The sequence below is a fragment of the Paenibacillus algorifonticola genome, assembly GCF_000971975.1.
Lineage (GTDB): Bacteria > Bacillota > Bacilli > Paenibacillales > Paenibacillaceae > Pristimantibacillus > Pristimantibacillus algorifonticola.
This window is the reverse complement of record NZ_LAQO01000044.1, coordinates 32,832-46,326: the sequence shown is the minus strand read 5'-3', so window position 1 is coordinate 46,326 and position 13,495 is coordinate 32,832. Positions and strand designations below refer to the sequence as shown.

Here is a 13,495-nt window from a genome sequence, read left to right as displayed (position 1 = left end):
AAACTTAAAGGACAATCGCTACTTCAACAATCTCCACGAGTCTGAAGCGTTTGTCTTTCGAAAGCGGACGAGTTTCCATAATTTTTACAACATCGCCGATTTTAGCTTCGTTGTTCTCATCATGGGCTTTGAACTTTTTCGTGGATTTAATGCGTTTATGGTACAGGCTGTGTTTTTTATATGTTTCAATAGCAACAACAACTGTTTTATCCATTTTGTCACTCACCACTTTACCGACTAACACTTTGCGGGCATTACGTTCGCTCATGTTCTTCCTCCTTCCTTAAACCTTGGCACTTTTTCCTTAGTTAAGGACAACTATTTAGCTGCTGATTCCGAGTTCTCTTTCACGCAAGATGGTTTTAGCACGAGCAATTTCTCTCCGTACGTCACGAATCCGTGTCGGATTGTCCAGTTGGCCAGTAGCCAATTGGAAACGAAGGTTGAATAGCTCCTCTTTAAAACCATTTACCTTTTGTTCGATCTCAGCAGAGGTTAGGTTACGAAATTCACTAGCCTTCATTTGCTTCACCACCTACTTCTTCGCGTTTCACGAACTTCGTTTTAACAGGCAGTTTGTGTGACGCAAGACGCATTGCTTCGCGAGCAACCTCTTCAGGTACTCCAGCAAGCTCAAACATAATTTTGCCTGGCTTAACTACAGCAACCCATTTCTCAACGTTACCTTTACCGCTACCCATACGAACCTCGAGAGGCTTTTGAGTGATTGGCTTAGCAGGGAAAATCTTGATCCATACTTTACCACCACGTTTGATGTAACGAGTCATAGCAATACGAGCCGATTCGATTTGACGGTTCGTAATCCATGACGGCTCAAGTGCTTGAAGACCGTATTCTCCGAAAGAAACTTCAGTACCGCCTTTAGCGCGACCTTTCATATGTCCGCGTTGTTGCTTGCGGTGTTTGACACGTTTAGGTACCAACATGATTAGTTGCCTCCTTCCTGGGGAGCTTTCTTCTTAACCGGAAGGACTTCGCCACGGTAGATCCAAACTTTTACACCGATACGACCATAAGTCGTATGCGCTTCAGCTGTACCATAATCGATATCAGCACGAAGGGTATGAAGTGGAACTGTACCTTCGCTATAGCCTTCTGAACGAGCAATTTCAGCACCGCCGAGACGTCCGCTAACAGCGGTTTTGATCCCTTTAGCGCCAGCACGCATCGAACGTTGGATCGCTTGTTTCAAAGCACGACGGAAAGAAACACGACGCTCCAGCTGTTGTGCGATACTTTCTGCTACAAGAATAGCATCCATATCTGCTTGTTTAATTTCAGAAATATTGATGTGAACTTTTTTGCCTTTAGTGATTTTACCAAGCTCCGTGCGCAGGTTCTCCACTTCAGAACCGCCTTTACCGATAACCATACCCGGCTTCGCAGTTTGAATCGTCACGTTAACACGGTTAGCCGCGCGCTCGATTTCGATGTGGGATACTGCCGCATCCTTAAGTTTGTTCTTCAGGTATTCACGAATTTTCACGTCTTCAATCAGAAGATCGCCGAAGTCTTTGCCTGCGTACCATTTGGATTCCCAATCACGGATAATCCCAACACGAAGACCGACCGGATTTACCTTTTGACCCACACGTTATCCCTCCTTATTTCTCAGATACCACCAAAGTGATGTGGCTGGTTCTTTTGTTGATTTTGCTTGCACGTCCCATTGCACGTGGGCGGAAACGTTTCATAGTTGGACCTTGGTTAACGAAAGCCTGGGAAATAACCAGCTTGTTAACGTCCAATTGATAGTTATGCTCAGCGTTAGCAATTGCAGAGTTCAGCAGCTTCTCCAAAATCGGGGAAGCAGATTTAGGCGTGTGACGCAGAATCGCGATTGCTTCGCCAACTTTCTTGCCGCGAATCAAATCCGCAACGAGTTGAGCTTTACGAGGAGCAATACGTACGAATCTCAAATGCGCTTTAGCTTCAGACATGTGTGAACCTCCTTTCAATCGATAAAGATCTTATAGGCAAAATTATCTTCTGCCCGTTTTCTTATCGTCATCATGACCTTTGTACGTACGAGTTGGTGCAAACTCACCAAGCTTGTGTCCAACCATATCTTCCGTTACGTATACTGGCACGTGCTTGCGACCGTCATAAACGCCGAAAGTGTGACCAATGAATTGTGGGAAAATTGTCGAGCGACGGGACCAAGTTTTGACCACGACTTTTTTGTTTGCTTCATTCAAATCCTCGACTTTTTTGAGCAGGTAACCGTCAATAAACGGCCCTTTTTTCAAACTGCGACCCATTTGGAGTCCTCCCTTCGCGGAAACATAGCGTGACTCAAGGTCACGCAGCTTCTATTAAGCAGTTATTACTTCGTACGACGACGAATAATATATTGGCTCGAAGCTTTTTTCTTCTTGCGGGTTTTGTAACCAAGTGTTGGTTTGCCCCAAGGAGACATTGGCGATTTACGACCGATTGGAGCGCGACCTTCACCACCACCGTGTGGGTGATCGTTAGGGTTCATTACTACCCCGCGCACTTCTGGACGTCTGTTCAACCAACGGGAACGGCCGGCTTTACCGATTTTCACGAGTTCGTGATCTTCGTTACCAACAGAACCGATTGTTGCACGGCAAGTTTTCAGAATGCGACGAACTTCACCGGAAGAAAGACGGATCGAAACGTAAACTTCTTCTTTACCAAGAAGCTGAGCTTCAGTACCAGCAGCACGAACCAATTGTCCGCCTTTGCCTGGTTGCAATTCAATGTTGTGGATAACCGAACCAACAGGAATGTTACCAAGTGGAAGAGTGTTACCTACTTTAATGTCAGCAGTAGGACCGGACATTACTTGATCTCCAACTTTAAGACCTTTTGGAGCAATAATGTAGGCTTTCTCACCATCAGCGTAGTGGATTAGGGCGATGTTGGAAGTACGGTTCGGATCGTATTCGATCGTTGCCACTTTACCAGCAATTCCATCCTTAAGACGCTTGAAGTCGATAATCCGATATTTACGTTTGTGTCCGCCGCCTTGATGACGAACCGTAATTTTACCTTGGTTGTTACGACCAGCTTTTTTGAAAAGTGGTGCTAGCAACGATTTCTCCGGTGTGTCTGTTGTGATCTCTTCGAAAGTCGAGACCGACATACCACGACGTGCAGGAGAGGTCGGTTTATACTTTTTAATTGGCACTTGAATTTCCTCCTTTTCTAAACAGACGTTTCAAAGAACTCAAGTTCTTTGCTATCATCGCTCAGTTGAACGATTGCTTTTTTCCATTCGGATCTATAACCGCTATATTTACCATAGCGTTTAGGTTTACCAGCAACACGCATTGTGTTAACGCTAGTAACCTTAACTTTGAAAATTTGCTCAATAGCGTTTTTGATTTCCGTTTTGTTAGAGCGAAGATCTACTTCGAACACGTAACGTTTGGAAACCATGTATTCGCTAGTACGTTCTGTAATAACAGGACGTTTAATAATATCGCGAGGGTTTTTCATTACGCAAACACCTCCTGTACTTTCTCTACAGCATCTTTAGTGATGATGAGCTTGTCATATACAAGTACATCCAGAACATTAATGCCGTCAGCTGCGACGAATTTCACACCTGGGATGTTACGAGCAGACAATGCTACATTGTCATCATAGCTAGGCAAAACAACAAGCGCTTTACGAGCCACTTTCAGGTTGTTCAGAATCGCTACGAATTCTTTTGTCTTAGGAGCCGAGAACGACAATTGATCAAGAACGATAATGTCATTTCCGATTACTTTCGAAGAGAGAGCCGATTTGATTGCCAAACGGCGAACTTTCTTAGGAAGCTTGAATCCGTAAGAGCGTGGAGTCGGTCCAAATACTGTACCGCCGCCAACCCATTGCGGGGAGCGAATGCTACCTTGACGAGCACGGCCAGTTCCTTTTTGTTTCCAAGGCTTACGACCGCCACCACGTACTTCAGAGCGTCCTTTAGTTTTGTGAGTACCTGCACGCTCAGCAGCTTGCTGAAGCGTAACAGCGCTGTGCAGAACGTGTTTGTTAGGCTCGATACCGAATACGCTATCTGCCAATTCAACTTCGCCTACTTGCGAACCGCTCACATTGTATAATGTTACTTTAGGCATTTATTGTTCCTCCTTTCTTCTAAGAATTTATTTCTTAACGGTAAGTTTAACTTTCACAAAACCGTTTTTAGGACCTGGTACAGAACCTTTAACTAGCAACACGTTACGCTCAGCGTCTACGCGAATAACTTCAAGCTTTTGAATCGTGATAGCGTCAGTACCCATGTGACCTGGAAGGCGTTTGCCTTTCGGTACGCGGTTCGCTTGAATCGAACCCATGGAACCTGGACCGCGGTGGTAACGGGAACCGTGAGACATAGGACCCGTGCTTTGTCCCCAACGTTTAATAACGCCGGCAAAGCCTTTACCTTTAGAAATACCTGTTACGTCAACGAATTCGCCTTCTGCGAAAAGGTCAGCTTTAACCACTTGACCAACTTCGTAGTCACCCAATTGGATGCCGCGAATTTCACGAACGTAGCGCTTAGGAGTAGCTCCCGCTTTTTTAGCGTGGCCAATTTCCGGCTTAATAGTTCTGCTTTCTTTCTTGTCGGCATAACCGAGTTGAACAGCTTCGTAACCATCAGTTTCCTGGTCTTTCTTCTGCAAAACGACACACGGTCCAGCTTCGATAACCGTAACCGGAATTACGTTACCTTCAGCAGTAAACACTTGAGTCATTCCAAGTTTTTTACCTAAGATACCTTTCATGTTGACACCTCATTTCCCTTCTATATCACATATACTGGTGTTGCTTTTACAGTTTGATTTCGATATCTACACCGGATGGTAAATCCAGGCGCATCAACGCATCAACCGTTTGCGGCGTTGGGTTAACAATGTCGATCAAGCGTTTATGTGTACGCATTTCGAATTGCTCCCTGGAATCCTTGTACTTGTGCACCGCACGGAGAATGGTGATGATTTGCTTTTCCGTTGGAAGCGGAATCGGCCCGGAAACACTTGCTCCGGAACGTTTTGCAGTTTCCACAATTTTCTCTGCGGATTGATCAAGAATTCTGTGATCGTACGCTTTCAAGCGAATACGAATCTTTTGCTTTGCCATATAAGTCCCTCCTTCTATCGCCCAATTTATTATCGGACATACTCCATGAGAAAACCCGGCACATGCCCCATGGCAAAGGGGCCGGGTGTGTCGGCAACCTCTCACATCATCGCAACGTCACAGACCAACAGACATTATTATAACGAAATGAATAGGCAAATGCAAGCAGAACTTTGCTTTCATGCTATTTTCAATAAAACTAGCGCTCATCTATCTTTTTGAACAGTAATATATGTCCTTTTATGTTCTTAGCTTCGGCATATAGACCGCTCCATAAACAAAACGAATGCTGTGCCTTATATATATATATAGAAGAAACTCAGCTAAACACCTTCATCTAACGGCTGCATACCGCTAAAACAACAGAAGATCGCACTTCTGTCAGTACATTGGCAAGCTTTCACCCATGACCCGGCAGAAAAGCGATCTTCCATGCTTTATTGCTAACGTGTTACTCCGCTCCACTCTCTATACCTATTAACCTAGCACAATCCGATCGTCGGCCAGCTTCTTGCCGCTAATTTGCTCAAATTCGTTAAGCAGCTGTGCTACCGTTAGCTCCTTCTTGCGCTGCTCATTTACATCGAGAATGATACGGCCCTTGTCCATCATAATAAGACGGTTGCCTAGGCGGATCGCCTGCTCCATATTATGCGTCACCATCAGCGTCGTCAGCTTCATCTCGTGGACGAGCGAATCCGTGAGCGCTGTAATCAGCTCTGCACGTGCAGGATCAAGTGCAGCCGTGTGCTCATCAAGCAGCAATATCTGCGGCTTCGTATAGGTCGCCATCAACAGGCTAAGCGCCTGCCGCTCTCCACCGGATAGAAGACCCACCTTTGCGCCCAAGCGGTTCTCAAGCCCAATACCGAGACGTGACAGCTGCTCCTTGAAAAAAGCGCGCTTGGCCGGCGTCACACCCAGCAGCAACGTACGTGGCTTGCCTCTTTTATAAGCCATGGCCAGATTTTCCTCAATCGTCATGCGCGGCGCTGTACCCGCCATCGGATCTTGAAATACTCTACCAATCCATTTACTGCGTTTATACTCGGGAAGCAGCGTTATTTTATCCCCAGCAATTTCAACATTGCCGGCATCCGGACGCATGACGCCCGATATAATGTTCATTAAAGTAGACTTTCCTGCTCCATTGCTTCCAATGACCGTAACAAAATCGCCTGGCTTCAGATGAAGATTAATGCCAATTAAAGCTGTCTTTTCATCGACAGTCCCTGGATTAAACAGCTTGGACACCTTCGAAATGTTCAGCATTACTGCCCACCTCCACGTTGTACAGGATCAGTTAGCAGCTCTGCTGAGCGTTTACGGGCCAATTTTTTCTGTTTAAGTGATTTCTGAATGGTTGGAACGACAAGGGCAACAATAACGATTACCGCTGTAATCAGCTTTAAGTCAGAAGCTTTGAGCCACTCGACCCGATAGGCAATCGTAATGATGATCCGATACACAATGGAACCAAGAACAACCGCTAGCGTCGCCCAAAAGACTTTCCGTGCTCCAAAAATAGCCTCGCCAATAATAACGGAAGCCAAACCGACGACGATAACGCCGATCCCCATAGAAATATCAGCAGCAGTTGACTGCTGTGCAAATAACCCGCCAGACAAAGCAACAAGCGCATTGGAAAGGGATATACCGATGATTTTAGTTGTCTCCGTGTTGGAGCCAAAGCTCCGAATCATCCGCTCATTATCTCCCGTCGCACGCAGGCTTAGCCCTAAATCGGTATGCAGAAACAAATCGAGCAACAGTTTGGTTACAATAACAACGATAACCACAACAACGAGTACGTTGCTGGTAGTAAAAATCGTATCGATACCATATACCGAAACATTCGGCTTGCCCATTATCCGCAGATTAATGGAATAAAGGGCAATCATCATAATTATGCCGGAGAGCAGCCCATTTATTTTACCTTTTGTATGCAAAAGCCCCGTAACGGCTCCCGCCACCGCACCACCACCAAAAGCAGCAATAGTAGCTACCCAGGGAGACGCACCATTCGTGATCAAAATCATCGCAATGCCGCCGCCCGTAGTGAAACTGCCTTCCACGGTCAAATCGGGAAAATCTAAAATACGATACGTAATATAGACGCCAAGCGCCATCAACGCATAAATTAAGCCGAGCTCAATTGCGCCAGGCATCGATTTCAACAAACTAAGCAATAGGGAACCTCCTCATGGCAAACGGGGGAATTGTAAACGGCTACTGCCGTCTAATGGCGACAATAGCCGTTACATTGTGAAAAATTGCCCGTTAAGTTACAAACTATTCAATAATGTTGGAAGCCGCATCCTTGACTTGATTTTTCATCTCATCAGTTACTGTAATGCCTTGCTCCTTAGCTGCCTTCATGTTCAAAATAAGATCCAGCTTGTCCGGCACAGTTACTTTCATTTCGCCCGGCTTCTTGCCATTTTTCAAAATATCCACAGCCATTTGGCCTACTTGGTAACCATGGTCATAATATTTGAAGCCAATTGTCGCAAAGGCGCCGCGCTCAACCGTATCGCGATCACTCGCAAAAAACGGAAGATCATTATCATTAGCTACTTTAATCAGTGTATCCAAACTGCTCACTACTGAATTATCCAACGTAATATACAATGCGTCTACCTTACCCACAAGGGAAGCTGCAGCCTGCTGTACTTCTGATGTGTTGCTCACAGCTGCACGAACGAGCTTAATATCATGCTTAGCAAGCGCTTCTTCTGCAATTTTAGCCATTACAACTGCATTAGGCTCACCTTCATTAATGACAAGGCCAACATTTTTCACTTTCGGGAAATTAGCAGCTGCAAAGTCCATTAGCTCTGTAATCGCCGCAGGATTTGTATCGGACGCTCCAGACACAAGACCGCCTGGCGCATCAAGGTTTGTAACGAGCTTCGCATCAATCGGATCGGTAACCGCTGCGAAAAGCACAGGACGATCAGTCACTTCTTTCACTAGCGCTTGTGCTGACGGTGTAGCAATACCTAACGCCAAATCACTTTTATCCGCCGCAATCTTTTGTGCCAACGTTTGATTGTTCGCTTGATCTGCTTGCGCCGTATTGAAATCAATGGTCAGATTTTGTCCTTCAACCAAGCCTGCATCCTTCAAGGCAGCAATAAATCCTTCTCTTGTCGCATCAAGCGACGGATGCTCTACATACTGTGAAATCGAAATTTTATAATTTTCTTTCGCCCCACTGTCCGTTGCTTCAGCAGAGCTGCTTGGTGCAGTTGAAGCCTGTTCTCCTGTATTGCCGTTTCCTTTGCTGCCCCCACATGCCGAAATGACCAAAACGAGTACCAGCATTAATCCTACCCACATATTTTTCTTCATCTTCTCTAAAACCTCCCCTACATAATAAGCTGCTTCTGTCTTACGTTCCCGTAAGGTTTCCTTCTATCGCAGCTCTATACTCTTATCTCATATTAAAGGCGATACAGCAGCGCCGTCAATGACTTGTCCATGGAAATTAAAAAACCTCTCACCGAAGTGAGAGGTTTGATTCGTGCGCGGCTTAAAGCCGCACGCGATTATTTTTGGATAGTTGCTACAGCGCCAGCGCCTACAGTACGGCCGCCTTCACGGATGGAGAAACGAGTTCCCTCTTCAACCGCGATAGGAGCGATAAGCTCAACAGTAACTGTGATGTTGTCGCCAGGCATAACCATTTCAGTACCTTCTGGCAGGTTGATGATACCAGTAACGTCAGTTGTACGGAAGTAGAACTGTGGACGGTATCCAGTGAAGAAAGGCTTGTGACGGCCACCCTCTTCTTTAGTCAGAACGTAGATTTGTGCAGTGAAGTTAGTGTGTGGTTTAACCGAACCCGGTTTAGCCAATACTTGTCCACGCTCAATATCTTTACGGTCTACACCACGAAGCAATGCGCCAACGTTGTCGCCTGCTTGAGCGGAGTCAAGCAATTTACGGAACATTTCAACGCCTGTTACTACGGATTTGCGGGACTCTTCAGCAAGACCGATAATTTCGATCTCGTCGCCTACTTTGATAACGCCACGCTCAACACGGCCAGTTGCTACTGTACCACGGCCAGTGATTGTGAAAACGTCCTCGACAGGCATAAGGAAAGGTTTCGCAACATCGCGCTCAGGAGTTGGGATGTAAGTATCAACTTGCTCGAAGAGCTCGATGATTTTGTCAGCCCAAGGACCTTCTGGGTTTTGCAGAGCTTCACGAGCAGCACCGCGGATGATTGGAGTGTCGTCGCCTGGGAACTCATACTCGGAAAGAAGGTCGCGAACTTCCATCTCAACCAGTTCAAGAAGCTCTTCGTCTTCAACCATGTCGCATTTGTTCAGGAATACAACGATGTAAGGAACGCCAACTTGCTTGGACAGCAAGATGTGCTCACGAGTTTGTGGCATAGGACCATCAGCTGCGGAAACTACCAGGATTGCTCCGTCCATTTGTGCAGCACCAGTGATCATGTTTTTTACATAGTCGGCGTGACCTGGGCAGTCAACGTGAGCGTAGTGACGAGCTGGCGTCTCATACTCAACGTGAGCTGTCGAGATCGTGATACCACGCTCGCGCTCTTCTGGAGCTTTGTCGATTTGGTCAAAAGCGATAGCAGCACCGCCGTATTTTTTGGAAAGTACAGTAGTGATTGCTGCAGTCAGAGTCGTTTTACCGTGATCGACGTGACCAATAGTACCGATATTAACGTGCGGTTTGTTACGTTCAAATTTAGCTTTTCCCATTGAACTTAATCCTCCTCAATATTTAAAAGGTTTTATATAGTGGCTGAGCACTTGCTTGCTTAGCAAGCTGTAATGCCAACCGGAGTAAAAAAGACCAACCTAGACAAAGGCAAAAATTATTCGCCTTTGTTTTTAGCGATAATCTCTTCAGCAATCGATTTAGGAACTTCTTCATAATGAGAAAGCTCCATCGAGAATACGCCGCGTCCTTGTGTACCGGAACGAAGTGTTGTGGAATAGCCAAACATCTCGGAGAGAGGCACCTTAGCACGGATAATTTGCGCACCTGCGCGAGTATCCATACCTTCAATGCGACCACGACGGGAGTTCAACATACCCATTACATCGCCCATGTACTCTTCAGGAACAGTAACTTCAACTTTCATGATTGGCTCAAGCAGAACTGGCTTACATTTTTCTTTGGCAGCTTTAAGCGCCATCGAACCTGCAATTTTAAACGCCATCTCCGAGGAGTCAACATCATGATAAGATCCGTCGAAAACAATCGCTTTAACATCAACGAGCGGGAAGCCAGCGATAACGCCGTTTTTCATCGACTCTTCGATACCAGCTTGGATTGGAGCGATAAATTCACGAGGAATCGATCCACCCACAACTTTGTTCTCGAACACGAAACCGTCACCCGGCTCTTGTGGAACGAATTCAACCCAGCAATGGCCATATTGACCTTTACCACCGGATTGACGTACGAATTTACCTTCGACTTTTGCAGCTTGACGGAACGTCTCACGATAAGCAACTTGAGGCTTACCAACGTTTGTCTCAACCTTAAATTCACGAAGCATACGGTCAACTAGAATCTCAAGGTGAAGCTCACCCATACCAGAGATAATCGTTTGGTTTGTTTCTTCATCCGTATGCGCACGGAATGTAGGATCTTCTTCCGCAAGCTTGGAAATCGCGATACCGAGTTTGTCTTGGTCAGCTTTCGTTTTTGGTTCGATAGCAACCGAGATAACTGGCTCAGGGAAATTCATAGATTCAAGAATAATCGGATGTTTCTCATCGCAAAGTGTATCGCCTGTAATGGTATCTTTCAAACCAACTGCAGCTGCGATATCTCCGGAGTAAACTTCGGAAATTTCTTGACGGCTGTTCGCATGCATTTGCAGAATCCGACCAATCCGCTCACGTTTGTTCTTTGTACCATTCAGAACATATGAACCGGATTTCAGGACGCCAGAATACACACGGAAGAACGTCAATCTACCTACATAAGGGTCCGTCATAATTTTGAATGCCAGAGCCGAGAACGGTTCTGAATCTGAAGATTGACGAATTTCCTCGCTACCGTCATCAAGCATACCTTTAATAGCTGGTACATCAAGTGGCGATGGAAGGTAGTCAACAACAGCATCCAACATCATTTGAACGCCTTTATTGCGGTACGAGGAGCCAACGATAACTGGGAAGATTTTAACTTCACAAACGCCTTTACGAAGCGCTGCTTTAATTTCTGGAATCGTAATTTCTTCGCCTTCCAGATATTTCATCGTTAATTCTTCGTCCAGCTCGGCAACTTTCTCGATCAATTCCGTACGGAGTTCTTCGACTTGGTCGGCGTACTCAGAAGGAATTTCGATTTTCTCAGGGTCTTTTCCGAGATCATCTTTGTATTTGTATGCTACGCGTTCAACGATATCGATAACGCCTACGAAATCACTTTCAGCGCCAATCGGAATTTGAATCGCAACAGCATTTGCTTGTAGACGCTCGCGCATATCCTTGATAACGTTCAAGAAGTCTGCACCGATAATGTCCATTTTGTTGATATAAGCGATCCGAGGTACACCGTAACGGTCTGCTTGACGCCATACGGTTTCGGACTGAGGCTCAACGCCTTCTTTTGCACTGAAAACGCCAACTGCCCCGTCCAATACGCGGAGGGAACGTTCAACTTCTACTGTGAAGTCAACGTGTCCCGGGGTATCGATGATATTGATACGGTGACCATCCCATTGAGCAGTCGTCGCGGCAGACGTAATCGTAATACCGCGCTCTTGCTCTTGTTCCATCCAGTCCATCGTAGCGGCGCCTTCATGCACCTCTCCGATTTTGTGAGTACGGCCTGTGTAGAACAAGATACGCTCAGTTGTAGTGGTTTTACCCGCATCGATATGCGCCATAATCCCGATATTCCGTGTATTTTTCAAGGAGAACTCTCTAGCCATGAACTGATCTCCTCTCATTAAATGAGATTATTTGTTGATTCAGCGTTAGCCGAATCCTACCAACGGTAGTGAGCAAACGCTCTGTTCGCTTCTGCCATTTTGTGTGTATCTTCGCGCTTCTTAACGGATGCGCCAGTGTTATTGGAAGCATCAGTAATTTCAGCAGCCAAACGCTCTACCATCGTTTTCTCACCGCGGTTACGTGAGTAGTTCACGAGCCAACGGAGACCAAGAGATGTACGGCGCTCAGGTTTAACTTCGATCGGCACTTGATAGTTGGCACCGCCGACACGGCGTGCTTTAACCTCAAGTACTGGCATGATATTTTTCAAAGCTGCTTCGAACACTTCCATCGGATCTTTACCCGTGCGTTCTTGGATCAGTTTGAATGCATCGTACAACAGTGTTTGTGCTGTACCGCGTTTACCGTCGATCATAATGCGGTTGATGAGTCTCGTTACCAGTTTGCTATTGTAAACCGGATCCGGAAGCACATCGCGTTTTGTTACAGGACCTTTGCGTGGCATGAGAAAGTCCCCCTTTCTTGAATGATAATTTCATTAGTAGTCAAGCGATTCTTACTTTTTAACTTTAGGACGTTTAGCACCGTATTTCGAACGAGCTTGGTTACGGTTGTTAACACCCGCTGTATCCAAAGCGCCGCGAACGATATGATAACGTACACCCGGAAGGTCTTTTACCCGTCCGCCACGAATCAATACGACACTGTGCTCTTGAAGGTTATGTCCGATACCCGGAATGTAAGCTGTAACTTCTACGCGGTTAGTCAAACGTACACGCGCGTATTTACGAAGTGCAGAGTTCGGTTTTTTCGGAGTCATTGTACCTACACGAGTGCACACACCGCGTTTTTGCGGAGCACTGATGTTTGTAGCTTCACGTTTCAAGGCGTTGAAACCTTTTTGCAAAGCTGGCGATTTCGATTTTACGACTTTAGCTTGGCGTCCTTTACGGACTAGCTGGTTAATTGTTGGCATGTTGCCACCCCCTTCCGTTATTCATGTCATTTAATATGGTAGACATTACACCTAATTTTAAAGCCCACAGATCCAGGTGGTTCATAAAAGAACAAATAAAAATTCTTACCAGTCCATCATCACGTTGAAGTTGCACCAGCAAAAATGCTTTTTTCCTTTATTCATCATCGGTTACGAGCGCTGCCGTAGCAGCTCCGACATCAATTCCACAGGTTTTCCCAAGGTCTTGCATCGTTTCTACCCATTTGACCGGGATACTCGACCGCTCACACAAATGAAGTACATTCTCTATCATTCGTGGATCTGCATCTTGAGCAATGTAGACTTCGATTGCTTTATCTTGCTCAAGCATCTTCGTCGTCTGTTTCGCGCCAACTTTAAACTGCATGGAATCACCTATCCTTTAGCGGTAGAAGATCACACAATTAGGCACACTTCGATATAG

General features: G+C 45.9%; 19 protein-coding genes. All 19 read right to left on the bottom strand.

Annotated elements, in window-relative coordinates:
- Positions 1 to 4: 4 nt before the first annotated feature.
- The 19 genes from rpsQ to WH37_RS29400 all read right to left on the bottom strand — a co-directional run bounded on the left by rpsQ (position 5) and on the right by WH37_RS29400 (position 13,438).
- Entirely contained in the window at positions 5 to 268 is a 264-nt protein-coding gene (rpsQ, locus tag WH37_RS29490) for a 30S ribosomal protein S17 (protein WP_046234235.1), read from the bottom strand.
- Positions 269 to 322: 54 nt separating this feature from the next.
- The gene (gene rpmC, locus WH37_RS29485; protein WP_046234234.1) at positions 323 to 523 is read right to left on the bottom strand and encodes a 50S ribosomal protein L29; all 201 of its coding nucleotides are present in this window, start codon (positions 521 to 523) and stop codon (positions 323 to 325) included.
- Positions 513 to 947 carry a 50S ribosomal protein L16 gene (gene rplP / locus WH37_RS29480; protein ID WP_046234233.1) on the bottom strand — a complete coding sequence of 145 codons (435 nt, stop codon included), beginning with the start codon at positions 945 to 947 and terminating at the stop codon, positions 513 to 515. Before rplP ends, rpmC begins: the two co-directional genes overlap by 11 nt.
- A gap of 2 nt (positions 948 to 949) precedes the next feature.
- Complete coding sequence (gene rpsC, locus WH37_RS29475; protein WP_046234232.1) at positions 950 to 1,612, bottom strand: 30S ribosomal protein S3; 663 nt, start codon at positions 1,610 to 1,612, stop codon at positions 950 to 952.
- A gap of 13 nt (positions 1,613 to 1,625) precedes the next feature.
- Entirely contained in the window at positions 1,626 to 1,961 is a 336-nt protein-coding gene (gene rplV / locus WH37_RS29470; RefSeq protein ID WP_046234231.1) for a 50S ribosomal protein L22, read from the bottom strand.
- A gap of 42 nt (positions 1,962 to 2,003) precedes the next feature.
- The gene (gene rpsS, locus WH37_RS29465; RefSeq protein ID WP_046234230.1) at positions 2,004 to 2,282 is read right to left on the bottom strand and encodes a 30S ribosomal protein S19; all 279 of its coding nucleotides are present in this window, start codon (positions 2,280 to 2,282) and stop codon (positions 2,004 to 2,006) included.
- Positions 2,283 to 2,347: 65 nt separating this feature from the next.
- Entirely contained in the window at positions 2,348 to 3,178 is an 831-nt protein-coding gene (rplB, locus tag WH37_RS29460; RefSeq protein WP_046234229.1) for a 50S ribosomal protein L2, read from the bottom strand.
- 17 nt (positions 3,179 to 3,195) lie between these two features.
- On the bottom strand, positions 3,196 to 3,489 hold the full coding sequence (gene rplW / locus WH37_RS29455; protein WP_046234228.1) for a 50S ribosomal protein L23: 294 nt from the start codon (positions 3,487 to 3,489) through the stop codon (positions 3,196 to 3,198).
- Positions 3,489 to 4,112: a 50S ribosomal protein L4 gene (gene rplD, locus WH37_RS29450; RefSeq protein ID WP_046234227.1), complete on the bottom strand. Its 624-nt coding sequence runs from the start codon at positions 4,110 to 4,112 to the stop codon at positions 3,489 to 3,491. The genes rplW and rplD overlap by 1 nt, the downstream gene beginning before the upstream one ends.
- 27 nt (positions 4,113 to 4,139) lie before the next feature.
- Positions 4,140 to 4,763 (bottom strand): 50S ribosomal protein L3, encoded by a 624-nt coding sequence (gene rplC, locus WH37_RS29445; RefSeq protein ID WP_046234226.1) that lies wholly within the window; start codon positions 4,761 to 4,763, stop codon positions 4,140 to 4,142.
- Positions 4,764 to 4,809: 46 nt separating this feature from the next.
- Positions 4,810 to 5,118: a 30S ribosomal protein S10 gene (gene rpsJ, locus WH37_RS29440; RefSeq protein ID WP_046234225.1), complete on the bottom strand. Its 309-nt coding sequence runs from the start codon at positions 5,116 to 5,118 to the stop codon at positions 4,810 to 4,812.
- 477 nt (positions 5,119 to 5,595) lie between these two features.
- Positions 5,596 to 6,390: an ABC transporter ATP-binding protein gene (locus WH37_RS29435; protein ID WP_046234224.1), complete on the bottom strand. Its 795-nt coding sequence runs from the start codon at positions 6,388 to 6,390 to the stop codon at positions 5,596 to 5,598.
- On the bottom strand, positions 6,390 to 7,307 hold the full coding sequence (locus WH37_RS29430; RefSeq protein WP_046234223.1) for an ABC transporter permease: 918 nt from the start codon (positions 7,305 to 7,307) through the stop codon (positions 6,390 to 6,392). Before WH37_RS29430 ends, WH37_RS29435 begins: the two co-directional genes overlap by 1 nt.
- Positions 7,308 to 7,410: 103 nt before the next feature.
- A complete protein-coding gene (locus WH37_RS29425; protein WP_046234222.1) occupies positions 7,411 to 8,472 on the bottom strand; it encodes an ABC transporter substrate-binding protein in 1,062 nt (353 codons plus the stop codon).
- Positions 8,473 to 8,669: 197 nt separating this feature from the next.
- On the bottom strand, positions 8,670 to 9,860 hold the full coding sequence (gene tuf / locus WH37_RS29420) for an elongation factor Tu (RefSeq protein ID WP_046234221.1): 1,191 nt from the start codon (positions 9,858 to 9,860) through the stop codon (positions 8,670 to 8,672).
- A gap of 116 nt (positions 9,861 to 9,976) precedes the next feature.
- Positions 9,977 to 12,052, bottom strand: coding sequence for an elongation factor G (fusA, locus tag WH37_RS29415; protein WP_046234220.1), 2,076 nt, complete (start codon positions 12,050 to 12,052; stop codon positions 9,977 to 9,979).
- Positions 12,053 to 12,108: 56 nt separating this feature from the next.
- Positions 12,109 to 12,579 carry a 30S ribosomal protein S7 gene (gene rpsG, locus WH37_RS29410; RefSeq protein WP_046234219.1) on the bottom strand — a complete coding sequence of 157 codons (471 nt, stop codon included), beginning with the start codon at positions 12,577 to 12,579 and terminating at the stop codon, positions 12,109 to 12,111.
- Between the two features lie 51 nt (positions 12,580 to 12,630).
- Complete coding sequence (gene rpsL / locus WH37_RS29405; RefSeq protein ID WP_046234218.1) at positions 12,631 to 13,050, bottom strand: 30S ribosomal protein S12; 420 nt, start codon at positions 13,048 to 13,050, stop codon at positions 12,631 to 12,633.
- Between the two features lie 157 nt (positions 13,051 to 13,207).
- Positions 13,208 to 13,438 (bottom strand): ribosomal L7Ae/L30e/S12e/Gadd45 family protein, encoded by a 231-nt coding sequence (locus WH37_RS29400; RefSeq protein ID WP_046234217.1) that lies wholly within the window; start codon positions 13,436 to 13,438, stop codon positions 13,208 to 13,210.
- Positions 13,439 to 13,495 lie beyond the last annotated feature (57 nt).